The following is a 24,160-nucleotide window of genomic DNA, read 5'->3' on the forward strand; positions in this document are numbered from 1 at the left end:
GAGGGCTTGAACATGAACCTGTACAACAAAACCCTGATTGTCACCGGCGTCGCTTCAGGCATTGGCGCCGAACTGGCGCGGCTCGCGCGTTTCCAGGGGGCCACGGTGATCGGCGTGGATCGCCATGAACCGCAACTGACCCTGGATGGTTTCTTCCAGGCTGACCTGGGTGACCCTGTCAGCATTGATGCGCTGGTGGCGCGCCTGCCCGCGCGGGTCCACGGGCTGTGCAACATCGCTGGTGTGCCCGGTACGGCGCCCGTGCACGCGGTGGCCACGGTCAATTACCTGGGGCTGCGGCACCTGACTCAATCGCTGCTGCCACGCATGCCGGCGGGCGGCAGCATCGTCAATGTCGCCTCGGTGCTTGGCGCGCAATGGCCGCAACGGCTGGAGCTGCACAAGACGCTGGCCGCGATACCCAGCTTCGAGGCCGGGCAGCAGTGGCTGGCGGCCAATCCGGTGGAGCAGGGCAGCTGTTATCAATACTTCAAGGAGGCGCTGATCGTGTGGAGCTTCCAACAATCCCAGGGCTGGTTTCGCGATCACTCGCTGCGTATCAACTGCGTGGCGCCGGGGCCGGTGTTTACCCCGATTCTCGGCGATTTCGTCAGCATGCTCGGGCCGCAGCGGGTGGCCGAGGACAGCCAGCGCATGACCCGTCCAGCCCTGGCCGATGAGGTGGCGGCGGTGATTGCCTTCCTCTGCTCGGATGCTGCGCGCTGGGTCAACGGGGTCAATCTACCGGTGGATGGCGGTTTGGCCGCCACCTACGTGTAGGGCCTGCCACAGCGATAAATCCCGGTGCGGGCCCTACGTGCCGGGAGTCTTGAACAACAACAAAAATACAGGACATACAAGATGCTCAAGCCTATCTTGCGGACGGTTGCGGCCACGACATTTGTCGCGCTGACATCGACTGCACATGCTTACGACCTTCCCGGACTCAACCTCGGCACCACCAGTTTCTACGACGGCTCGCCAGCGCCGGCCGGCCCTGGCTGGTACCTGGAGGAGTACCTGACCTACTCGCGGTCCAACCGTTTCAATGATGCCCACGGCAACAAGCTGGCGCTGCCCAAGCAGGACCTGGAAGTGGTGGCGCCCACCACGCAGATCATCTACGTCGGCCAACCCCTGGCCAATGGCGCGATGCCCGGCTTCACCCTGATCAACACTTCCCTGGCCCGGGTGAATGTCGACGATGGGTTGAACAATGCGGCGCTGAGTTCCCGTGCTGGCTTCGGTGACCTGACGGTCGGTGCCTTCCTGCAACTGCCAACTCTGAATCGCGCCGATGGCAGCCCGCTGTTGACCCAGCGTGTCGAGGCTGATGTTTCGATCCCGGTGGGGGCCTATGACCGCCATCGCTCGATCAACCCCGGCAGCAACTTCTGGTCATTCAACCCGTATTACGCGGCGACGTACTGGTTCAGCCCGACATGGTCGGCGAGCGGGCGTTTCATGTACCTGTGGAATGGCAAGAATGATGATCCGCAGGCAGGCTTCGGGGATGTTTCCGATACCCAGGCCGGCCAGGCATTGCATGCCAACCTGACGCTGCAATATGCCTTGAGCCAGCAACTGAGCGTGGGGGTGAACGGCTATTGGTTGAAGCAGATCACCGACACCCAGGTCGATGGGCACGCCGTGAGCGGGCGCCGGGAAAAGGTCTGGGCCATTGGCCCAGGCCTGGTCTATGCGTTCAGCAAGGAGGAGGTGCTATCGGTAAACGCCTACTTTGAACAACAGGCGCAGAACCGCACCGGGGGCAACAAACTGGTGCTCAACTGGCTGCATAAGTTCTAGTAGGCGCGGTACGCACCATCACGCTGATGATGGTCAGTGCGGCAATCACCACCCCGGGGGACGTCGCCAGCAGTACCCCCGCGGTGCCGGCGCCGGCAGCGAGGAGTTGCCCGGCCGCCAGCGGCCCGGCCACCGAACCCAGGCGGCCCACTGCCACGGCGGCCCCGACGCCGGTGGCACGCACCGAGGTGGGATACGAGGGCGGTGCCGAGGCGTACAGCACCAACTGCGCAGCCATCACGAACAAACCGGCGGCAAAGCCGGCAATGGCCATGGGTACGATGCCCACTGACAGCCCGACCCCGGCCAGGGCCGCCAGCAGCCCGGCGTACACCGACAGCACCACTTTGAGGGCATTACAGCGGTCCAGCAGCACGCCGCCGAGCAGCGACCCCAGGGCGCCGCCGATATTGAAGAGCATCTGCACCATGCCCGCCTGGGGTTTGCTGAAACCCTGTTCCAGCAACAGCGACGGCAGCCAGTTAAGCAGCATGTACATCACGGTCAGGGTGAAGAAGTAGCTGAGCCACAAGGCCAGCGTGGTGCGCGCGCGACCGTCGCCGAACAGCGCCTGGCCGGTGGAGGGGCGGGCGCCGTGGGTGTTGTCGAGCTGTTGGCGAAAGGCACTGGATTCAGGCAGCAGCAGGATCATCAGCGGCACGGCCAGCAAGGGCGCCAGGCCGCCGATAATAAACGTGGTCTGCCAGTGCTCACTGGAAAACATCGCCACCACCGCGGCCAATGCTCCCCCCAGCGGCACCCCGCAGTACATCACGCTGATGGCCGTGCCACGGTTGCGTTCGCTCACCGCTTCGGCGCACAGCGCGATCAGGTTGGGCAACGCGGCGCCCAGCCCCAGGCCGGTGAGAAAGCGCACCAGCAACAAGCTTGAGTAGCTCTCGACAAATGCGGTGCTCAGTGAAAACAACCCGAACAGCAGCACGGCGCTGACCAGGATTTTCTTGCGCCCGATCCGGTCGGCAACCCAGCCCCCGAAGAACGCCCCCGGCAGCAGGCCGATGATGCCGACGCTGAACACCCAGCCGAGCATCTTCGGATCCAGGGCGAAGGTTTGACGTAACCCAGCGGCGGCGGTGCCGGCGGCTTGCAGGTCGAACCCTTCGATCAGCGCAACGATAAAGCACAACGCAATAGTCAGCGTCGAACGACGCGATGGACTGTCCATGGCAAACCTCATTGTTGTTTTTGTTGTGGTGGCGAGCTTGAGTGGCTGCTAAGGATTAAGATAACAAATATAACTAAAAAATGAATCGTGGAATAAAATCAGTAAAAAAACGGAATAAAGTCATTAAATTCAATTGATTGAGATATTTGTTTGTTCATGGATAAAAAATAGATAGCTTTATTAATGTTCGATTATCGGTCAGTTACGGTTGACGAGTACCGTCGGCTGTTTCCATTCTTGGTTTGCGAGGCTCACAGGGCCGCGCGTGCGCCAACCCAATAACAACAACAAAAATGGACATCGAACATGCCAGAACTCCCTATGGAGGACGCCGTTGCAGCGGCGTCCGTCTCCTGTGTGTCGAACAACACTCCACGCCGGCTGATGGCATTGTTGGCCTTGAGCGTGCTGCCCGGTTCGCTGTGGGCTGCAGGCTTTATCGACGACAGCCACGGCACCCTGACCTTGCGCAATTACTACCTGGACCGCGACTACAAGGATGACGGTGCGAAGACCGCCGCACGGGAATGGGCCCAGGCGTTCATCCTCAACCTGGAATCGGGTTACACCCCTGGCCCGGTCGGCTTTGGCCTGGATGTACGCGGGTTGATGGGGGTCAAGCTCGACTCTTCGCCGGACCGCAGCGGTACCGAGTTGTTGCCGGTGTCGGCCAGCGACAAGCGCGCCGCCGACGACTACTCGCGCCTGGCCCCAACCGCCAAACTGCGGTTCGCCCAAACCACGGTCAAGGCCGGCGATGTGTCGATCTTCCTGCCGTTTGCCTTTGCCAGTCCGTCGCGGCTGCTGCCGCAAACGTTTCGCGGCACCACGTTGAGCTCCAAGGACATCGATGGCCTGACCCTCAACACGGGCTATATCGACCGCATCAACAAACGCGACTCCACCGACTACCAGGCCATGACCATCGCCTCGCCCAACCGGCGCTTCAACGCCACCGCCACCACCTCGCACCTGGCTTATGTGGGCGGTGATTACCAGGTCAATAAAGACCTCAGCCTGCGGGTTTATCACTCGCAGATCGCGGACCTCTATCAGCAGGACACCTTGGCGCTGCTGCACAACTTGCCGGTGGGCGATGGTGTGCTCACCAGCGACCTGCGCAGTTTTTTCAGCCGTGAGGATGGCAGTGCCAAGGCGGGCAAGGTGGATAACCGCAACCTCTCGGCGTTGTTTGGCTACCGCCTGGGCGGCCATCGCGTCAGCCTTGGCTACATGCACTCAAGCGGGGAGACGGCCACGCCCTATATCTCGGGAACGGAGTTGATGGGCATGAGCGAACTGACCATGAGTTCGGACTTTCTCAACGCCAAGGAGCGCACCTGGCAAGCCATCTACGACTATGACTTCGCGGCATCGGGTGTGCCGGGGCTCAAGACTCGGCTGCGCTATGTGCGTGGCGACCACATCGAACTGGCCGCTTTGAACGCCGAGGATCGCAAGGAGCGCGAGTTCCAGATGGAACTGGGGTATGTGATTCAGAGCGGCCCGCTGAAGAACGTCGGGTTCATGGCGCGCAAGTCGATCTACCGCAATGACTTCCCGAGCGGCGCGGCCTTTCGCGATGAAAACCAGACCCGTTTCCTGGTGCTCTACACCGTGGCGCTCTGGTAGGCCGATCAGTCCTGGTAGACCTTCTTCAGCAAGCGCAGCAGCTCTTCACGTTCCTGGCCGTCGAGGGCGGCCGTGGCGTCGAGGTCACTCTGGGCGGCGATGTCCTTGAGTTCCTTGAGCAGGGTTTCGCCGGTCTTGCTGAGGAAGATCCCGTAGGAGCGCTTGTCCGGTTTGCAGCGTACCCGCACGGCCAGAGCGCGGCTTTCCAGCTTGTTCAGCAATGGCACCACCTGGGGCGGCTCGATGGCCAGGGCGCGAGCCAGGTCGGCCTGCATCAGCCCGGGGTGCTGCTCGATGATTGCCAGGGCCGAAAACTGCGCCGGGCGCAGGTCGTGGTCCGACAACCGGCCGATCAGGTTCTGGAACAGCTTGAGCTGGGCGCGGCGCATGGCGTAACCGATCAGATCGTCCAGGGCTGAATCCAGCGGCGGCCTTACCTCGTCGTTGTCGGGCAGGGCCTGGCTGGCGGTGGCGATGGTGGAAGGCTTGGCCATTGGCAGTGCAATCCTCAGAAGGTGCAGGTTAATAAGAGTATCTAGTTTGCCGGTGTTGGCGCGCTATGGCTATGCCGGGTTTTGAAAGCGCCTGCACCGCGCGGGTTTTAAGCAGGAAAAATATTGGTTATTCAGATTAATAGTTAATTGACATAACTATATTTGCGGTTTAATTTCGAATCATCTTCACACCCAGAACAAGAGCGTACCGCCATGAGCAATTACGAAGGCCGTTGGACCACAGTCAAGGTTGAGATCGAAGAAGGCATCGCCTGGGTCATTCTCAATCGTCCGGAAAAACGCAACGCCATGAGCCCGACCCTGAACCGGGAAATGATCGACGTCCTGGAAACCCTCGAACAGGACCCTGCCGCCGGCGTGCTGGTCCTCACCGGTGCGGGCGAAGCCTGGACTGCGGGCATGGACCTCAAGGAATACTTCCGCGAAGTGGATGCCGGCCCGGAAATCCTCCAGGAAAAAATCCGCCGCGAAGCCTCGCAATGGCAATGGAAACTGCTGCGCATGTACGCCAAGCCGACCATCGCCATGGTCAATGGCTGGTGCTTCGGCGGTGGCTTCAGCCCGCTGGTGGCGTGCGACCTGGCGATCTGCGCCGACGAAGCGACCTTCGGCCTCTCGGAAATCAACTGGGGCATCCCGCCGGGCAACCTGGTGAGCAAGGCCATGGCCGACACCGTGGGCCATCGTCAATCGCTGTACTACATCATGACCGGCAAGACCTTTGGCGGGCAGAAAGCTGCGCAAATGGGCCTGGTCAACGAAAGCGTGCCCCTGGCTCAACTGCGCGAAGTGACCATCGAACTGGCGCGCAACCTGCTGGAGAAAAACCCGGTGGTGCTGCGTGCCGCCAAGCATGGCTTCAAGCGCTGCCGCGAACTGACCTGGGAGCAGAACGAGGATTATCTCTACGCCAAGCTTGATCAGTCGCGCCTGCTCGACACCGAAGGCGGTCGCGAGCAGGGCATGAAACAGTTCCTTGACGACAAGAGCATCAAGCCTGGCCTGCAGGCCTATAAACGCTGAAGGGCGCGGCCGCCTGGCCGCGCCGTTGTACCCTGCTTGAACGTATTCCCGATAAAGACAATAAAGAGGAATCACCATGCTGGACGTGCCCCTGTTGATCGGCGGCCAGTCGTGCCCCGCCCGTGACGGTCGAACCTTCGAACGTCGCAACCCGGTGACCGGTGAAGTGGTCTCGCGGGTGGCTGCGGCGACCCTGGAAGATGCCGACGCCGCGGTCGCCGCCGCCCACGCCGCGTTCCCCGCGTGGGCGGCGCTGGCGCCCAACGAACGCCGCACCCGCTTGCTCAACGCTGCCGAGCAATTGCAGGCGCGCAGCAGCGAATTCATCGCCGCCGCCGGCGAGACCGGCGCCATGGCCAACTGGTATGGCTTCAACGTGCGTCTGGCGGCCAATATGCTGCGCGAAGCGGCGTCGATGACCACCCAGATTACGGGGGAGGTGATTCCCTCGGATGTTCCCGGCAGTTTCGCCATGGCCTTGCGTCAACCGTGCGGTGTGGTGCTGGGCATCGCGCCGTGGAACGCTCCGGTGATCCTCGCCACGCGCGCCATCGCCATGCCGCTGGCCTGCGGAAACACCGTGGTGCTCAAGGCCTCGGAGCTGAGCCCGGCAGTGCACCGCCTGATCGGCCAGGTATTGCAGGACGCCGGCCTGGGCGATGGCGTGGTCAACGTCATCAGCAATGCCCCGGCCGATGCCGCCGCGATTGTCGAGCGATTGATCGCCAACCCGGCCGTGCGGCGGGTCAACTTCACCGGCTCGACCCATGTCGGGCGGATTGTCGGCGAGCTCTCGGCGCGTCACCTCAAGCCGGCGTTGCTGGAGTTGGGTGGCAAGGCGCCGTTGCTGGTGCTCGACGATGCCGATCTTGACTCGGCTGTGGCGGCGGCGGCCTTTGGCGCCTATTTCAACCAGGGCCAGATTTGCATGTCCACCGAACGCCTGATTGTCGATGCCAGGGTCGCCGATGCGTTCACCGCCAAGCTGGCGGCCAAGGTCGCGACCCTGCGTGCGGGTGACCCCGCTGCGGCGGATTCGGTACTCGGTTCCCTGGTGGACGCCAGCGCTGGCACACGCATCAAGGCCCTGATCGACGATGCCCTGGCCAAGGGCGCGCGGCTGGTGATAGGCGGCCAGCTCGAGGGCAGCATCTTGCAGCCGACCCTGATCGATGGCGTCACCGAACACATGCGCTTGTACCGCGAAGAGTCCTTTGGCCCGGTGGCCGTCCTGCTGCGCGGAGACGGTGATGAAGCCTTGTTGCGCCTGGCCAACGATTCCGAGTTCGGCCTGTCGGCGGCGATTTTCAGTCGCGACACCGGGCGCGCGCTGGCACTGGCGCAGCGGGTCGAGTCGGGTATTTGCCATATCAACGGCCCGACCGTGCATGACGAAGCGCAGATGCCGTTTGGTGGGGTCAAGTCCAGTGGGTTCGGCAGCTTTGGTGGCAAGGCGTCCATTGAGCACTTCACGCAATTGCGCTGGGTGACCTTGCAGAACGGGCCACGGCATTACCCGATCTGAGCAGTTGCTGCGACATAACAATAACAAGGCGGCTGTGATCCGCCTTGCTGGAGGACATCCTTGTGAGTTCCGAATTCCGACCGCAACCCCAGCCCGCACCGCGATACCGCGAGGTCTCCATCGGCCACGCACCGGTGGCGGTCACTGAAGAACACGGCGTGTTGCACATGCGCTCCCTGGAGCCCCTGGCCGAGTTGCCGGCGCGCCTGCTCGATCGCCTGGTGCATTGGGCTCGGGTACGGCCCGAGCAGACGTTTATCGCGGCACGCCAGGCCGGTGGGGATTGGCGCCGTGTCAGCTACCGCGAAATGCTCGACAGCGTGCGCGCGATTGCCCAGAGCCTGCTCAGCTACGGGCTGTCGGCGGACAAGCCGCTGGCCTTGCTGTCCGGCAACGACATCGAGCATTTGCAGGTTGCCCTCGGCGCCATGTACGCCGGTATTCCGTACTGCCCGGTCTCGCCGGCGTACGCGTTGTTGTCCCAGGATTTCGCCAAGCTGCGGCATGTCTGTGACCTGCTGCAACCCGGGCTGGTGTTCGTCAGCGATGCGGCGGCCTACCAGCGTGCGATCGAGGCCGTATTGCCGGCCGAAACCCCGTTGATCTGCGTGCGCGGCCAAGTGCCCGGGCGCAGCCAGATAAGCTTCGCCAGCCTGTTGCACACGCCGGGGGGCGCTGAGGCCGAGCAGGCCTTCAATGCCACCGGTCCCGACAGCATTGCCAAGTTTCTCTTCACCTCGGGCTCGACCAAATTGCCCAAGGCCGTGATCACCACCCAGCGCATGCTCTGCGCCAACCAGCAGATGCTGCTGCAGACGTTTCCGGTGTTCGGTGAGGAACCTCCGGTGCTGGTGGACTGGCTGCCGTGGAATCACACCTTTGGCGGCAGCCACAACGTCGGCATCGTGCTCTACAACGGTGGCACCTTTTATCTGGACGACGGCAAGCCCACGGTCCAGGGTTTTGCCCAGACCTTGCGCAACCTCAAGGAAATTTCGCCCACGGCTTACCTGACGGTCCCCAAGGGCTGGGAAGAGCTGGTCAACGCCCTGGAACAGGACGCCGAGTTGCGCGAGCGTTTTTTTGCGCGGATGAAACTGTTCTTCTTCGCCGCCGCCGGCCTGTCCCAAAGTATCTGGGATCGCCTCGACCGCGTAGCCGAACAGCACTGCGGTGAGCGCATCCGCATGATGGCCGGGCTGGGCATGACCGAAGCCGCGCCGTCCTGCACCTTCACCACCGGACCGTTGTCCATGGCCGGCTATATCGGTTTGCCCGCGCCGGGCTGCGAGGTGCGCCTGGTGCCGGTGGACGGCAAGTTCGAAGGGCGCTTTCGCGGGCCGCATATCATGCCGGGTTACTGGCGAGCGCCCCAGCAAACCGCCGAGGTGTTCGATGAGCAGGGGTTCTACTGTTCAGGAGACGCGATCAAGCTCGCCGACCCTCGGCAGCCGCAACTGGGCCTGATGTTCGATGGGCGAATTGCCGAGGATTTCAAGCTCTCTTCCGGGGTGTTTGTCAGCGTGGGTCCGTTGCGCAATCGCGCGGTGCTCGACGGCTCGCCCTATGTGCAGGACCTGGTGATTGCCGCGCCCGATCGCGAGTGCCTCGGAGCACTGGTGTTCCCCAGGCTCTACGAATGCCGTCGGTTGGCGGGCCTGGACGCCGCCGCCAGCGACGCCGACGTGCTGGCCAGCGCGCCGGTGCGCCAGTGGTTCGGCGACTGGTTGCAGCGCCTCAATCGCGAGGCCACTGGCAATGCCAGTCGCCTGGAATGGATTGCCTTGCTCGACGAGCCGGCGTCCATTGACCGTGGGGAAATCACCGACAAAGGTTCGATCAACCAGCGCGCCGTGCTGCAATGGCGCGCGGCCAAGGTCGAGGCGTTGTATCGCGGCGAAGAGGCCACGATCCTGCGCGCCGAGCCGAAACCTTGAGCGGGCAGTATTCGGCATTTGCCGATGTGGCAATTCTCGAGGCCGTGCGCACCCCCTGGATTGACCTGGGTGGAGCACTGTCTCAGGTCTCACCCATCGACCTGGGGATCAAGGTAGGCCGTGAGGTACTGGCCCGGGCGGGTATTGAACCGCAGGCAGTGGACAGCGTTCTGGCCGGCTCCATGGCCCAGGCCAGTTTCGATGCCTACTTGCTGCCACGGCATATCGGCTTGTACAGCGGGGTGGCGCAAGCGGTCCCGGCACTGGGGGTGCAGCGCATCTGCGCCACCGGTTTCGAACTGTTGCGCCAGGCTGCCGGGCAACTGCAGGACGGCGTGCAACTGGCCTTGTGTGTGGCCAGTGAATCCATGTCGCGCAACCCCATCGCGGCTTACACCCACAGGGGCGGGTTTCGTCTTGGCGGCGAGGTCCAGTTCAAGGATTTTCTGTGGGAGGCCTTGTACGACCCGGCCCCGGGCCTGGACATGATCGCCACGGCCGACAACCTGGCGCGCCGTTATGGTCTGGGCCGCGAGGCGGTGGACCGCTACGCCTGCGCCAGCCACCAGCGAGCGTTGCAGGCGCAGCGTGACGGCGCTTGGGTTGACGAGGTGGTGGCGGTCGATAACCAGCTATTCGAGCTTGAGGGATACCAGCCCAGAGGCATCAGCCTGGCGCGTCGGACCGCTGCCGTCAGCGAAGACAGCCACCCTCGGCCCACCGACCTTGCGAGCTTGAAACGCTTGCGCGCCGTGCATCCCGGCGGCGTGCAAACCGCCGGCAACAGTTGTGCCGTGGTGGATGGCGCGGCGGCGGCGTTGGTGGGCCGCGCCTCGGCCTGCACGCGGCCGGCCCTGGCGCGGTTGCTGGCCAGCGCGGTGGTCGGCGTGGCCCCCGAGTTCATGGGCATCGGCCCGGCACCGGCGATTCGTCTTCTGCTGCAACGCAGCGGGTTGAATCTGGATGACATCGGCCGCTTCGAGATCAACGAAGCCCAGGCCGCCCAAGTGCTGGCGGTGGCCCATGAACTTAAGCTGGACAGCGCCCGCCTCAACGTCCAGGGCGGTTCGCTGGCACTCGGGCATCCACTGGCTGCCACTGGCCTGCGCCTGGTCATGTCCCTGGCCCGACAACTGCGTCAGCACAACCTGCGCTACGGGATTGCCGCGGCGTGTGTGGGCGGCGGGCAGGGCATGGCGCTGCTGATCGAGAACCCTGCTTTTCGCGCTTGAGTGCGTGATTCTTTTTAGTCGATGAGGTGTCCCGATGTGGAGCTATGAGGCGCCCCTGCGCGATATGCAATTTGTCCTCGAACACTGGTTGCAGGCGCCCGACAGCTGGCGGCGCAACCCAGCGTTCGAGGCCCTCGACCTGCCGCTGGCATTACAAGTGTGGGAGGAGGCGGCACGCTTCAGCCAGGGCGTGCTGGCGCCGTTGAACAGCCGCGGTGATCGCCAGGGCTGCCGCTGGCAGGCGGGCCAGGTCAGCACCCCGGACGGCTTCGTCGAGGCCTATCGTGCTTACGTCGAGGGTGGTTGGCCGGCGCTGGCGTGCGCCGAAGAGCAGGGCGGGCAGGGCCTGCCGCAACTGCTCGATGCGGCGCTGCAAGAGATGCTCTACGCCAGCAACCATGCCTGGGCCATGTACACCGGGATCGCCCACGGCGCCTACCTGTGCCTCAAGACTCACGCCGACCCTTGGCTGCAGGCACGCTACTTGCCGGAGATTGTCAGTGGCCAGGCGTTGCCCACCATGTGCCTGACTGAGTCCCAGGCTGGCAGCGATGTCGGTTTGCTGCGCTGTCGCGCTGAACCCCAGGCGGATGGCAGCTATCGCTTGAGCGGCAGCAAGCTGTTTATCTCCGGCGGTGAGCATGACCTCACGGCCAATATTCTGCACCTGGTGCTGGCGCGCCTGCCCGATGCGCCGCCGGGCAGTCGCGGCATTTCACTGTTCCTGGTACCCAAGCAGCTGGACGATGGCCGGGCCAATGGTGTGCATTGCGACGGTATCGAACACAAGATGGGCATCAAGGGCAGCGCCACCTGCTCCCTGGTATTCAACGCCGCCCAAGGCTGGCTGATCGGTGATGCCAATCAGGGCCTGGCGGCGATGTTCGTGATGATGAATTCGGCGCGCCTGCATGTCGGCCTGCAAGGTCTGGGGCATGTCGAGGCGGCTTGGCAAAATGCCCGGCAGTACGCTGCCGAGCGTGTGCAGATGCGTGCACCGTCAAGGCCCGAAGACGTGGCGGCCCAGGCCGCTGACCCGATCCGTTATCACCCGGCCATGCGCCGCGTGTTGCTGGAGCTGCGCACCACCAGCGAGGGCATGCGCGCCATCGGCTATTGGGCGGCGCACCTGCTGGATCAAGCCGAGCATGGCCAGGATTCGTCGGCCGCCCGGTTGGCGCCTTTGCTGACGCCCATCATCAAGGCGTTTTTCACCGAGCAGGGCTTTCGTCAGGCGAGCAATGCGCTGCAGGTATTCGGCGGTTACGGCTATGTCACCGAGTTCGCCATCGAGCAAACCCTGCGGGACAGCCGCATCGCGATGATCTACGAGGGCAGTAACGAGATCCAGGCCAATGACCTGTTGCTGCGCAAAGTGCTGGGGGATGAAGGTCGAGCCTTTGGCCTGCTGCTGGCCGAGTTGCGTGCCGAGGCCGGGCAGGGCGTGCAATATGTCGAGTGCGCAGGGTTCTCCCGCGCATTGGGCAGCCTGTGCGACGCGCTGGCCAGTGTGGTGAGCGCCGTGCATGAACGCGCGCAGGAAGACAGTGAGTACCCCTATCGGGCCGCGCCGGATTTCCTCCAGCTCTGTGGCGAGGCGTTGCTGGCCTTTGCCTGGGCGCGGGCTGCGCGGGTCTCCAGGGCATTGCCCGAAGACGATCCATTGCGTGCCGCCAAGCTGCAAAGCGCCGGGTTCTTTTTCGATTACCTGCCGTCGCGGCTGGCGCAACACCTGGGTGCCATAGAGGGGGCGCGCGCCGCGCTGGCGTTCGTCTGACGGGATCGGATGCTTGCGGTACTATGGCAGGCCACGTTTTCTGGAAGTTGCCTGGATGAGTAAGCCCGGTCAATTGGTGCTGGTTGCACTGCGCAAGATGATTGCCAGCGGGGAGTTGGTGGCGGGGGAGCGCCTGATGGAAACCCCTACGGCGCAACGCTTTGGTGTGTCGCGCATGCCGGTGCGCATGGCATTTCGTACCCTGGAGCAGGAAGGGCTGCTGGTGCCGTTTGGCGGGCGCGGCTATCAGGTGCGGTTGGTCAGCGCCAGCGACATTGCCGGCGCCGTCGAAGTGCGCGGTGTGCTGGAAGGCCTGGCTGCACGGCAAGCCGCCGAGCAGGGTCTTTCCGACGCGGCGCGTGCGGCGCTGGAGCGCTGCCTGGTGGAAGGCGACCAACTGTTCGAGAAAGGCTACGTGACCGAAGATGACCTCGAGGTTTACCACGACCTGAACATGCGCTTTCACCAGGTCATTGTGGAGGGCAGCCACAACCCCGCGATCACGGATGCGCTGGCACGCAATGATCACCTGCCCTTCGCATCGGTGACCGCGCTGGCGGTGGATCGTGAGGACATGGCTCGTGAATACCGACGCTTCAACTATGCCCACATGCAGCATCACTCGGTGTTCGATGCCCTGGTCAATCGCCAGGGCGCGCGCGCCGAAGCCATCATGCGCGAACACGCCAATGCGACATTGCGTTATGCCGAGATCTTCAGTTCAACCACCGCCGACGCGCGCATGAAGGTGATTTTGCCCGCGTCGTGACACGGTTCAGATGTCCAGCACCAGCAGTGGCGTTTTCGAGCGTGAGCAGCAGGGCGTGAACTGGTCATTCAGCGCCTGTTCCTGCTCGGTGAGGAACAGGTCGCGGTGCTCCGGGATGCCGTCCAGCACACGGGTCAGGCAGGTGCCACAGATCCCTTGTTCGCAGGACACGGCAATCTCGATGCCTTGGCTTTCCAGGACCTGGACCACGGTTTTGTCGGCGGGGATCGTGAAGACCTGGCCGCTGCTACCGAGCTTCACCGAAAAGCTCCCGTCGAGGCTGTTGTCCACTGGCGCCGCCGAGAAGTACTCGCGATGCAGGCAGTCCTCCTGCCAGCCCTGCGCCCGTGCGCTGTCGAGCACGTGTTGCATGAAACCGCCGGGGCCGCAGACATACAAGTGCACATCGTCTGCGGGCGCAGCCAACACCTCGGCAGTCTTGAGGGCCGTGTGGGGCTGCTCATCGAAATGCAGGAACACGCGCTCGGCAAACGGTGACGCCTTGAGCCGCTGTACAAACGCAGCACGCTCACTGGCGCGGGCACAATAATGCAGGTCGAAGTCCGCACCTGCATGGGCCAGGCGCTCGGCCATGCACAGGATCGGGGTGATGCCGATGCCGCCGGCGAACAGCAGGCTGCGTCGCGCTTCATGGGCCAGGGGGAATAGATTGCGTGGTTCGCTGATCGTCAGGTGGGCGCCCTCGTGTACCTGCTCGTGCAAGCTGCGCGAGCCGCCGCGAGAAGCCGGGTCGTTGAGTACGCCGATCAGATAGCGATGACGCTCCTCGGGGTGATTGCACAGCGAATACTGGCGCACCAGCCCGTCCGGCAGATGCACGTCAATGTGCGCGCCGGCACTGAAGGCGGGCAGCGGCTGGCCATCGACCCTGGCCAGTTCATAGCTGCAAATGTCCTGGGCTTCGTTAATACGGGATACCACCACCACATCGATCATGTTCGGTCCTCGCAGAGTTGTCGCGCCGTTCAGGCGGTGGTGGTCGTGATCAGTTGTGGTTCGAGGGTGTGTTCCTTGGCGATCAGTCGCTCCAGGATTTTGCGCGACTGCACGCCGCCGGCATCGATATTCAACTTGAGCAGGTTGCGTTGCGGGTGGGCCAGCAGGTTCTGCTGCTGACGTTCGAGCATCTCCAGGTCTTCGCTGAAAATCTTCCCTTGGCCTTCGCGAATGCTGGCGGTCAGCGCCTCATCGTGAGGGTTGAAGTTGCGCGCCATGCCCCAGAAATACCAGATCGACGTCTCGGTTTGCGGGGTGATGAAGTCGACCACGATGCTTGCCGCCTTGTGTTCGGGCGCTGCGTGGTAGCCGCCCTTGCCGGCGTGGGCCACGCCGACTTCGATCAGCACATGGCTGGGCGGGGTGAAGCGACAGATCTGCCAGCGGTCCACCGGCACATCGTCGGCGAGGTTGTTGCCGCGCAGGGCCATGCGCCAGAACGGCGGAGCCATGATGTTTTCCATGTGCCGGGCGGTGACGACTTCGTCGCCTTCAACCGTGGTGACGGGAGGCGCTTCATCGATTTCCTTTTGGCCGATGCTGGAAGCGTGGACGTAGGTTTCGTGGGTCAGGTCCATCAGGTTGTCGATCATCAGGCGGTAATCGCACTGGATATCAAACAGCCCGCCGCCGTACGCCCACTGGTCACTCACTGCCCACTCCAGGTGATGAATCAGCGCCGGGTCGGCAAGGGCCTGATCGCCGGGCCATACCCAGATAAAGCCATAGCGTTCAACCGCGGCAAAGGTCTTGTTGCACGGAAAACCACGCACCCGCTGCCCGGGCATTTCGACGGTCTTACCGTCAGCCCCCATGACCAGGCCGTGATAGCCGCATACCAGGTTGCCATTTTCGACATAACCCAGTGAAAGCGGTGCGCCGCGATGGGGGCAGAAGTCTTCGACGGCTACGACGCTGCCTTGCGAGCCACGATAAAACACCATTTTTTCACCGCAGATCTGCCGACCCAGGGGTTTTTGGGCGATTTCATCGGGTGTGCAGGCGACGTACCAAGTGTTTTTGGGGTACATGGCGACTCTCTGGCTGGTTAATTATTTTTGTTTAATGGATCCATTAGATTTCCAGAGCTGCTATGAGTCAATATATATGGCAGTGATTTTGAAGTTGTTATGGGCGATTATCGACCAATGGATTCTTATTGGATCCATTGAGTGGGCGGCGTTTGGTGCGCTGATGGCAAAGAAAGGCCTGCCAAAAATACCCTGTCTAGATCATCGGGCGTAACCAAGCCCTTCACCGGACATCCGCTACTTTTTTGCGCAGAAATGGGAAGTTGCTGCGTCATTTGGTAGCAAATCGCTTTACCCGCTTTGCGTAATTTCCCCCACCCGAACGGAAGACTTCATTTAAATCAATGACTAATGTTCTGCGGTAGGTGTTGGCACGCGTTATGCTTTTTTGTATTCATGGATAATTGGATACAAAAATACAAAGAGGTCGCCAATGCAATTTGCTCCCGCTTACGTTGACCGCCAGCCCCTCACTGCCGAGGAGGAGGCCTACAACTTCCTGCTCGACGCCATCTGCGGCGGTCGTTTCCGCAAGGGCGATCGTCTGATCGCCGAGGATATCGCCGGCGAGATCGGCATGAGCCGCATGCCGGTGCGTGAGGCATTCCGCCGCCTGGATGCCCAGGGCCTGGTGACGCTGCGGCCCAATCGCGGTGCCATCGTCAGCGGCCTGGATATCGCTGAGCTGTACGAAGTGTTCGAGATGCGCAGCGCACTGGAAGGCCTGGCGGTGCGCGTCGCGGTCAGCCGCATCGGTGAGCGCCAGTTGGCGGCTCTGGAGCGGCTGCTGGACGAGATGGATGACTACCGCGACGAGAGCGCCGCGTGGGTCCGTTGCCACCGTGCCTTTCACGAATACCTGTGCGGGCTCAGCGGCCGGCCACGCTTGCTCAAGCAGATTTCGGCGTTGTATTCGCTGGTGGAAGCGCCCATGCGCTTGTGGCTGCAGCACAGCGAAAAACCCCTCGGTGCGCGCCAGGAACACGCCGTAATCCTCGACGCGATTCGCGCCGGTGACGCCGCCGGTGCCGAAGCTGTGGTACGCGAACACATCGAAAGCACCGTGCCGCTGCTGATTCAATTTCTGCAATTGGAAAAATAAAAGAGGCGGGCCCCAACCCGCCCATGTTTAGACGTTGATTCCTGCCCCGTTATTTAACGAAGTGGAGTGTCTGGTCATGCATAAACAACACCGCGCCTTGCTGGTGGCTGTCACCCTGGGTCTCTGTACACAATGGGCCTGCGCCGCAGTCCAGGTGCCTGAACGCCTGAAGAGCCTCGACAAACTCACCTATTGCTCGGGGATGGATTCACCGCCCCTGGTGTCCTTCGACGAATCCCAGAAACCGCGTGGGCTCACCGTCGACCTGGGCCTGGAAATCGCCAAGCGCCTGGGCAATAAAACCGTGCAATGGCGGGTCATTCCGTTTTCCGGCCTGGTGCCGGCGCTGCTTGCCCAGCAGTGCGACATGATCGTCGACCAACTGTTCGACAAACCCGAGCGGCGCCAGGTGATCGACATCGTCAACTACATGTACTCCAGCCAGTCGGTGGTGGTGCCCAAGGGCAACCCCAAAGGCATCAAGACCCTGGATGACCTGTCGACGCGCAAGGTGGCGGTGCTCAACGGCTCTACCATCAAGACCCTGCTCGACACCCAGAACGAGAGCCTCGCCAAGGCCGGCAAGCCACCGATGAAACTGGTGGTCTACAACACTGACACCGATGCGTTCCAGGCGCTGCGCATCAGCCAGGTTGACGCCTATGGCACCACCGTGGAAACCGCCGGTTACTACGCGGCGATGGCCCCGGAGCTGTTTCAGGAAGGGGTGCCTGCGTTCAGCCGCATCCTCACCGGCCTGGGCATGCGCAAGGACGACCCGCAACTGACCGCCGCCGTGCAGCAGATCATCAGCGACATGCGCAGCGACGGCAGCTATGTGCAATTGCTCAACAAATGGCATGTCAGCAGCGACACACTTGACTGAGGTTCTACCACGATGAATTTCAATTGGGATGTGTTCTGGCAATACCTGCTGCAACCCAGTGGGGTCTACCTCACCGGGCTGTGGCTGACTTGCCTGATCAGCGTGCTGGCGATGCTGCTCGGCTGTGCGCTGGGTCTGGCGGCGGCGCTGTTGCGCCTGTCGAAGAACCCGCTTTTGCACCTGCCGGTACGCCTTTATGTGTGGCTGATGCGCGGCACGCCGCTGCTGGTGCAGATCGTGTTTTTGTACACCGCACTGGCAGCGGGCGGGATCTTCCGCTTCGAGGACATCGAGCTGTTCGGGCTGATCATCCCCGGCAATATCCAGGCGGCGATCATCGCTCTGGGCCTGAATGAAGGCGCGTACATGGCCGAAATCATCCGCGCCGGCATCGGCGCGGTGGACAAGGGCCAGTACGAAGCCGGGCGTTCCCTGGGCATGGGGTTCGGCAAGCTGATGCGGCGCATCGTGCTGCCCCAGGCGTTTCGGGTGATCGTGCCGCCGCTGGGCAATGAGTTCAATGTGATGCTCAAGAACACCACGCTGGTGAGTGTGATCGGCGTGCAGGAGTTGTTGCTCAGCACGCAGATGGTGACCTCGGCGACGTTTCGCGTATTCGAGTTGTACCTGGTCGTCGCGATTTACTTCCTGACCCTGACCACGCTGTGGGGCTTTTTTCAACGCTGGCTCGAACACCGTTTCGGCCAGTCCGATCGACCTTCGGCGCCACCTCCGGCCGCCAGCCGCATGTTCGGTCGCAGCACCCTGAAACTGCTGAGGGGACGTTAACCATGGCGCACCAAAGTGAAGAGCTGATCATTGACGCACAGGATATCCAGAAGTCGTTCGGCGAGTTGCAGATCCTCAAGGGCATCTCCCTGCAAGTGCGGCGCGGCGAAGTAGTGGTGCTGATCGGCGCCTCCGGCTCCGGCAAGACCACCTTTATCCGCTGCATCAACCTGCTGGAAGACATCCAGGGCGGGCGCATTCGCGTCAACGGCCGTGCCATGGGCTATCGCGAACGCGCCGATGGCAGCCTGGTACGCGATTCGGAGCGCAACATCGCCCGCCAGCGCCGCGACATCGGCATGGTGTTCCAGCGCTTCAACCTGTTCCCGCACATGACCGCATTGGAAAACATTATCGAAGCGCCGATCCAGGTGCTCGGCGTGCCGCGTGCCCAGGCGCTGGAACAGGCTCGGGGCTTGCTGGCGCGGGTCGGCCTGGCGGACAAGGCCAGCCACTATCCGTCGATGCTCTCCGGTGGTCAGCAGCAACGGGTGGCGATTGCCCGTGCGCTGGCGATGAAACCCCAGGCGATGCTGTTCGACGAACCCACCAGCGCCCTCGACCCGGAAACCGTCGGCGAAGTGCTGCAGGTGATGAAGGAACTGGCCGAGGAGGGAATGACCATGGTGGTGGTCACCCACGAAATGGGCTTTGCCCGTGAAGTGGCCGACCGCGTGGTGGTGCTCGACCAGGGCGAGTTGATCGAACAAGGGCCGCCGGAACAGATTTTCAGCCGTCCCAGCCATCCGCGTACCCGGGCGTTTCTCAGCCGCGTGTTATGACCTTTTTTTGAAGAGCCTTTGCCATGTTGAAATTCTCCGCTCATGAATACCCCTACCCGTCGCAACGCCAGAGCGTATTTGCCCGTCGCGGCATGGTTGCGGCGTCCCAGCCGCTGGCGGCCCAGGCCGGCATCGAAATCATGCAAAAGGGCGGCAATGCCATTGATGCCGCCATCGCCACCGCCGCTGCGCTGACCGTTGTAGAACCTACCGGGTGTGGCCTGGGTGGCGATGCCTTTGCGCTGGTGTGGTGCAAGGGGCAGTTGCATGGCCTCAACGGCAACGGCCATGCGCCGGCCGCCTTGAGTATCGAGGCGGTCAAGGCGGCAGGGCATCAACAGATGCCGCTGTACGGCTGGACCTCGGTGACGGTGCCCGGTTGCCCGTCGGCGTGGGCCGAGTTGTCCAAACGCTTCGGTAAATTGCCGTTTGCTGATTTGCTGCAGCCGGCCATCAGCCTGGCGCGCGACGGTTTCCCGTTGTCGCCGGTGGTCGCCCATCAATGGCAGATATCCTTGAACGAATTCAGCCCGCACCGCGATGACGTGCTGCAAGCCTGGTTCGACACCTTCCTCATCGACGGTCGCGCGCCCCGGGCCGGCGAGATTTTCCGCAACCCGGCCCAGGCCCGTACCCTGGAAGAACTCGGCGCCACCGGCTGCGAAAGCCTGTATCGCGGCGCTCTGGCCGAGCGCCTGGATGCGCATTCGCGCGCCAGCGGCGGCTACCTGCGCGCCAGCGACCTCCAGGATTACCGCGCGCAGTGGGTGGAGCCGATCCACATCAATTACCGGGGCGTGGATGTTTGGGAAATCCCGCCGAGCGGCCAGGGCCTGGTTGCACTGATGGCGCTGAAGATCCTCGAAGGCTTCAACTTCGATCACCGCGACAGCCAGCAAACCTGGCATCGCCAGCTGGAAGCCATGAAGCTGGCCTACAGCGACGGCCTGCATTACATCACCGACCCTGCGCACATGCGCGTGGCGGTGGCCGACTTGCTGAGTGACGACTACAGCACCCGTCGCCGTGGCGAGATCGGCGAGCAGGCGCAGCCGCCCAAACCCGGCACCCCCCATGCCAGCGGCACGGTGTACCTGGCGACCGCCGACGCCGAAGGCAATATGGTTTCGTTCATCCAGAGCAACTACCACGGCTTCGGCTCCGGCGTGGTGCTGCCCGACAGCGGCATCGCCTTGCAGAACCGAGGGCAGGAATTCAGCCTCGATGAGTCCCATGCCAATTGCCTGGCACCGGGCAAGAAAACCTTCCACACCATCATCCCGGGTTTTCTCAGCAAGGACGGCCAGGCCCTTGGACCGTTCGGCGTGATGGGCGGCTACATGCAGCCCCAGGGCCATGTGCAGATGGTGATGAACCTGGTGGACTTCGGCCTCAACCCCCAGGCGGCCCTCGACGCACCGCGCTGGCAATGGCTGGGCGACATGAAGGTCGGCATCGAACACGGCGCGTCCCGCGACCTGGTCAATGCGCTGGCGCGGCGTGGGCACAAGGTGCAGACCGACAGCGACCTGACCGACTATGGGCGTGGGCAGATCATCCTGCGTGACCCGGTCACCGGCGTGTTGTGCGGGGGCACTGAGCCACGGGCGGACTCACATATCGCGGTTTGGTGAGCGGCTACACAAGCGCTGGGCCAGACGGCCAATGCCAATAATGACGGGGTGATGAGTTGTTTGATCTTCGCGACGGCGGGTTGGCGCCGCCGCAAGCCTCAATGTGCACTTTGACTCATCAAATACGACGAGGCTCGCCCTGCGTAATTTCGCGTATCAGGCTCAGGTAACGAAGCGCGCCCAGTCCCAGGGGCCGGTTTTTTACCCAGATGATATCGACCCATAGCCGCATCTGACTCGGCATGTAGTCAAACACCACCTCCGTCAATGCGCCTGACGTGATGAGAGGGTGTACCAGCGATTTTGGAAGATATGCCCAGCCTAATCCTTGCTGCACCAGGTCCAGCGTGGCCAGATAATTGTCGCTGTGCCAAATCCGCCGCGACAGCACAACACGTGGATCAGAGTCTGCAGGTCCTCCGGTCGCGACGATGATCTGCCTGACGTTGACCAGTTGCTCCTCACTCAAGGGGCTTTTTTTGCCGGCGGCCGCAGGGTGATCCGGAGCAGCAACCGCGACTAACAACTGGCTCCCCGCCTCAAGAAATGTTTCCCGCTCGTCAAGCCCTGGTCGTTCAAATCCAAGTGCCAATTGCACACGCCCTTCATGGAGCATGCGCATTGCCTCCGGATGGGACGCGGAGCGAATCTCGATTTCAAGCGTGGGAAACTCCCTGGCGATAATCGACAGCGGACGATTCCATACGCCTGTTTGCAACTCCGGCGCCATCGCAAAGACCAAGCGTTCCTCCAACCCCTGATGCAGCTGGAGGGCATGCGCATCCAGCAGGTTGATCTGGCTCGCGACCTGTCGTGCCTGGGGCTCAAGTGCCTTGGCGGCGGCGGTAGGAATGGCTTTGCGAGTTGATCGGTCAAACAGCAACAAATCCAGCTCTGCTTCAAGCTGCGACACCGCCATGTTGACGGCCGAGGGGACCCGGCCTAATTTTCGCGCCGCCGCCGAAAAGGATCCGCTGTCGATGACCGAAAGGAAAATCTTAAGTGACTCACTGGTAAACGCCATGGGGGTTGTCAGATTTTCTGATGATGATTGTCTTTATGTATCAGATTTATTCGCCTAGTTTCTACTCTCTTTCAAATGAAGTACGTGGGGCACACCATGTTGGATACGCAATTGAGAGGGTATGTTGCACTCGTCAGTGGTGCCGGGAGTGAATCCGGGATCGGCATGGCTATTGCTCGCAGGCTAGGTGCATCCGGAGCGAAGTTGATCATCACTGCCAGCAGCAACCGCATTGTGGATCGGGTTAAAGAGCTGCGCCGTGAAGGGTTTGAAGTTGAAGGCCGACCTGTAGACCTTACTGATGAAAAGTTGGTGCGTGAATTCAGCCTGTGGGCAGAGTCAGTCTGGGGACGGGTCGATATTCTGGTGAACAATGCCGGGATGTCCATGCACGGCAGCCCTGAGATTTTCTCGGAATTGGCGTCGATGAAACTGCATGACTGGAACCTTTCACTGGCCCGAAACCTGACCACTGCCTTTCTGCTGACCCGAGCCGTGTTGCCCGGTATGAAGGCGAGAAGCTACGGGCGCATTGTCAATATCAGTTCCACCACGGGCACCCGCGGGAGCAATCCGGGGGAAGCCGCTTATAGCGCCGCCAAGGCAGCGATGGTGGGCATGAACATGGGGCTTGCGCTTGAAGTCGCCAGCCAGGGGATTACCGTCAACAGCGTGGCCCCCGGCTGGATCACCACGGGTTCAACCACCCCCGTTGAAGCCGAGGCGGGGCGTTTCACCCCGATTGGGCGCGCAGGCAGCCCCCGCGAAGTGGCGGCGGCGGTTGCATTTCTGGCATCGCCTGACGCCAGTTACATCACAGGGGACGTCCTTGTGGTGGATGGCGGGAACTGTCTGGTCGAGAACAAAGCCCCTCACGGCGATTATTAAGTTTGAATACGCGCCAGCGCGCTCAATCCACGAGGGTGGGCGGGGGCGATAACCGATATTTATAAAAGCGTGATGTATCAAAGAACCTATGAGTTCTTTGAGCCGTATCCGGCTGTCAGTCAGCAACGGACTTTTAATTAATTTGATAATTAACATGGGGTATTGATCATGTCGAAAAGTGGAATCAGTGAATCAGCGATTGCTGCTTTTACCGCCTCCGAGCGTGCCCGGTTTATACAAAACAACCCCACCTCACTGGCGCTTGCCGAGCGCGCCAAGGCGAATCTGTTCAACGGTGTGCCCATGCACTGGATGAGCGACTGGTCGATGCCTTCGCCGCTCTTCGTTCAGCGTGCCAAAGGGGCGCGCTTCACCGATGTCGACGGTCATGAATACATCGACTTTTGCCTCGGCGACACCGGCACGATGTTTGGCCATTCACCTGATCCTGTTGCCCGCGCCATAGCCGAACAGGCGAACAATGGCTTGACCACGATGCTGCCGGGCGAAGACGCGGTGGTCTGCGGTGAGTTGCTGGCTGAGCGATTCGAGCTGCCTTACTGGCAAGTGACCGCCAATGCGACTGACGCCAACCGTTATGTGCTGCGCTGGGCGCGCGCTATCACCCGGCGCAAGGTCTTGCTGGTGTTCGATGGCTGCTACCACGGCACCGTGGATGACGTGATGGTGCGCTACCGTGACGGCAAAACAGTGCACCGTTCAGGTCTTGTGGGCCAAGCGTACGACTTGAGCCAATACAGTCGATCCATCCCCTTCAACGATGTCGCCGCACTGGAGGCGGCGTTAGCCCAGGGCGATGTGTGCGCGCTGATGTGCGAGCCGGCGATGACGAACATTGGCATGGTCCTGCCGGATCCGGGGTTCATGCAAACGTGTCGAGAGCTGACTCTTAAATATGGCAGCCTGTTGGTCATTGATGAGACGCACACTATTTCCACCGGCCTCGGTGGATGCACGCGCCAGTGGGATTTGAAACCCGACTTTTTCGTGGTGGGTAAACCCATTGCAGGTGGCGTGCCTTGCGCGGTGTTTGGCGTTAGCGAGCCAGTCGCCTCGGCCATGCGCGACGTCCAGAAGACCATCAGCGAAGAGAGCGGCGGGCATGGCCACAGTGGCATGGGAACGACGCTGTCCGCCAACGCACTGGCGATGCGTTGCATGCGCGTCAGTCTAGAAGAGGTCATGACCGAGTCTGCCTACGAGCACATGCTGGCGCTGGCCTCAAGGCTGGCCCAGGGATTTCGAGCGTTGTTCAAGCGGCACCAACTGAACTGGTCGGTAACAGAGTTGGGCGCGCGTTGTGAATTTCAATTCTGTGCCACACCGCCAAGAACAGGCGCGCAAGCCGAGGCGGCTTTTCACGACAGCCTTCAAATGGCGTTGCATCTCTATTTGATCAATCGCGGAATCCTGATCACGCCTTTTCACAACATGACCCTGTGCTGTCCGCAAACAGGTGATGCGGATATTGACCGGCTGATCGCTGAGTTGGATAACGCGCTGACCACGCTGCTTGCCCTGCCTGGCGCGCGGGTTATCGCTTGATAACGGCACGTCTGAAAACGCCATTGTTCTTACATA

The 24,160-nt window shown here is 62.0% G+C and carries 21 protein-coding genes; 16 read left to right on the top strand and 5 right to left on the bottom strand.

Features of this window, described 5'->3' with window-relative positions; translation table 11 throughout:
• Window positions 1-12: 12 nt before the first annotated feature.
• Together GIW48_RS12115 and GIW48_RS12120 are read left to right on the top strand one after the other, a co-directional pair.
• Entirely contained in the window at window positions 13-780 is a 768-nt protein-coding gene (locus GIW48_RS12115) for a coniferyl-alcohol dehydrogenase (protein WP_236460875.1), read from the top strand.
• A gap of 81 nt (window positions 781-861) precedes the next feature.
• A complete protein-coding gene (locus tag GIW48_RS12120) occupies window positions 862-1,809 on the top strand; it encodes a SphA family protein (RefSeq protein ID WP_236460874.1) in 948 nt (315 codons plus the stop codon).
• Here GIW48_RS12120 and mhpT read toward each other — a convergent pair.
• The gene (mhpT, locus tag GIW48_RS12125; protein ID WP_017139053.1) at window positions 1,787-2,995 is read right to left on the bottom strand and encodes a 3-(3-hydroxy-phenyl)propionate transporter MhpT; all 1,209 of its coding nucleotides are present in this window, start codon (window positions 2,993-2,995) and stop codon (window positions 1,787-1,789) included. The genes GIW48_RS12120 and mhpT overlap by 23 nt on opposite strands.
• 306 nt (window positions 2,996-3,301) lie before the next feature.
• On the opposite strand from mhpT, the gene GIW48_RS12130 reads away from it, so the two are divergent.
• Window positions 3,302-4,627: an OprD family porin gene (locus GIW48_RS12130; protein ID WP_176991976.1), complete on the top strand. Its 1,326-nt coding sequence runs from the start codon at window positions 3,302-3,304 to the stop codon at window positions 4,625-4,627.
• Window positions 4,628-4,632: 5 nt separating this feature from the next.
• Here GIW48_RS12130 and GIW48_RS12135 read toward each other — a convergent pair whose 3' ends face one another.
• Window positions 4,633-5,121 (bottom strand): MarR family winged helix-turn-helix transcriptional regulator, encoded by a 489-nt coding sequence (locus GIW48_RS12135; RefSeq protein WP_069552231.1) that lies wholly within the window; start codon window positions 5,119-5,121, stop codon window positions 4,633-4,635.
• A gap of 213 nt (window positions 5,122-5,334) precedes the next feature.
• On the opposite strand from GIW48_RS12135, the gene GIW48_RS12140 reads away from it, so the two are divergent.
• From GIW48_RS12140 to GIW48_RS12165, 6 genes are all read left to right on the top strand, one after another.
• Window positions 5,335-6,165: a p-hydroxycinnamoyl CoA hydratase/lyase gene (locus GIW48_RS12140; RefSeq protein ID WP_017139056.1), complete on the top strand. Its 831-nt coding sequence runs from the start codon at window positions 5,335-5,337 to the stop codon at window positions 6,163-6,165.
• Window positions 6,166-6,241: 76 nt separating this feature from the next.
• Window positions 6,242-7,690: an aldehyde dehydrogenase gene (locus GIW48_RS12145; protein WP_236460873.1), complete on the top strand. Its 1,449-nt coding sequence runs from the start codon at window positions 6,242-6,244 to the stop codon at window positions 7,688-7,690.
• A 62-nt stretch (window positions 7,691-7,752) separates the two neighbouring features.
• The gene (locus GIW48_RS12150) at window positions 7,753-9,627 is read left to right on the top strand and encodes a feruloyl-CoA synthase (protein WP_236460872.1); all 1,875 of its coding nucleotides are present in this window, start codon (window positions 7,753-7,755) and stop codon (window positions 9,625-9,627) included.
• A complete protein-coding gene (locus GIW48_RS12155) occupies window positions 9,624-10,859 on the top strand; it encodes a thiolase family protein (RefSeq protein ID WP_236460871.1) in 1,236 nt (411 codons plus the stop codon). The genes GIW48_RS12150 and GIW48_RS12155 overlap by 4 nt, the downstream gene beginning before the upstream one ends.
• A gap of 34 nt (window positions 10,860-10,893) precedes the next feature.
• A complete protein-coding gene (locus GIW48_RS12160; protein WP_236460870.1) occupies window positions 10,894-12,636 on the top strand; it encodes an acyl-CoA dehydrogenase in 1,743 nt (580 codons plus the stop codon).
• Window positions 12,637-12,691: 55 nt separating this feature from the next.
• Window positions 12,692-13,405, top strand: a complete 714-nt coding sequence (locus tag GIW48_RS12165; protein WP_236460868.1) for a GntR family transcriptional regulator — start codon at window positions 12,692-12,694, stop codon at window positions 13,403-13,405.
• A 6-nt stretch (window positions 13,406-13,411) separates the two neighbouring features.
• Here GIW48_RS12165 and GIW48_RS12170 read toward each other — a convergent pair whose 3' ends face one another.
• A complete protein-coding gene (locus GIW48_RS12170) occupies window positions 13,412-14,362 on the bottom strand; it encodes a PDR/VanB family oxidoreductase (RefSeq protein ID WP_170038653.1) in 951 nt (316 codons plus the stop codon).
• 29 nt (window positions 14,363-14,391) lie between these two features.
• Window positions 14,392-15,453 (bottom strand): aromatic ring-hydroxylating oxygenase subunit alpha, encoded by a 1,062-nt coding sequence (locus GIW48_RS12175; RefSeq protein ID WP_170038651.1) that lies wholly within the window; start codon window positions 15,451-15,453, stop codon window positions 14,392-14,394.
• Window positions 15,454-15,886: 433 nt separating this feature from the next.
• Here GIW48_RS12175 and GIW48_RS12180 point away from each other — a divergent pair, with 433 nt between their 5' ends.
• From GIW48_RS12180 to GIW48_RS12200, 5 genes are all read left to right on the top strand, one after another.
• The gene (locus GIW48_RS12180; protein ID WP_099488697.1) at window positions 15,887-16,555 is read left to right on the top strand and encodes a GntR family transcriptional regulator; all 669 of its coding nucleotides are present in this window, start codon (window positions 15,887-15,889) and stop codon (window positions 16,553-16,555) included.
• A gap of 76 nt (window positions 16,556-16,631) precedes the next feature.
• Window positions 16,632-17,441, top strand: coding sequence for an ABC transporter substrate-binding protein (locus tag GIW48_RS12185; protein ID WP_017136334.1), 810 nt, complete (start codon window positions 16,632-16,634; stop codon window positions 17,439-17,441).
• Window positions 17,442-17,453: 12 nt separating this feature from the next.
• Entirely contained in the window at window positions 17,454-18,230 is a 777-nt protein-coding gene (locus GIW48_RS12190; RefSeq protein ID WP_056857994.1) for an amino acid ABC transporter permease, read from the top strand.
• Between the two features lie 2 nt (window positions 18,231-18,232).
• Window positions 18,233-19,012, top strand: coding sequence for an amino acid ABC transporter ATP-binding protein (locus GIW48_RS12195; RefSeq protein ID WP_065888097.1), 780 nt, complete (start codon window positions 18,233-18,235; stop codon window positions 19,010-19,012).
• A gap of 23 nt (window positions 19,013-19,035) precedes the next feature.
• On the top strand, window positions 19,036-20,646 hold the full coding sequence (locus GIW48_RS12200) for a gamma-glutamyltransferase family protein (protein WP_236460867.1): 1,611 nt from the start codon (window positions 19,036-19,038) through the stop codon (window positions 20,644-20,646).
• A 118-nt stretch (window positions 20,647-20,764) separates the two neighbouring features.
• Here GIW48_RS12200 and GIW48_RS12205 read toward each other — a convergent pair whose 3' ends face one another.
• Window positions 20,765-21,670, bottom strand: a complete 906-nt coding sequence (locus GIW48_RS12205; protein ID WP_017136660.1) for a LysR family transcriptional regulator — start codon at window positions 21,668-21,670, stop codon at window positions 20,765-20,767.
• Window positions 21,671-21,766: 96 nt separating this feature from the next.
• On the opposite strand from GIW48_RS12205, the gene GIW48_RS12210 reads away from it, so the two are divergent.
• Complete coding sequence (locus GIW48_RS12210) at window positions 21,767-22,558, top strand: SDR family NAD(P)-dependent oxidoreductase (RefSeq protein WP_236460866.1); 792 nt, start codon at window positions 21,767-21,769, stop codon at window positions 22,556-22,558.
• 168 nt (window positions 22,559-22,726) lie between these two features.
• A complete protein-coding gene (locus tag GIW48_RS12215; RefSeq protein ID WP_236460865.1) occupies window positions 22,727-24,124 on the top strand; it encodes an aspartate aminotransferase family protein in 1,398 nt (465 codons plus the stop codon).
• The last annotated feature ends 36 nt before the right edge of the window (window positions 24,125-24,160 follow it).

Origin of the sequence: Pseudomonas sp. PA-6-3C (assembly GCF_021605825.1) — a bacterium.
GTDB lineage: Bacteria > Pseudomonadota > Gammaproteobacteria > Pseudomonadales > Pseudomonadaceae > Aquipseudomonas > Aquipseudomonas edaphica.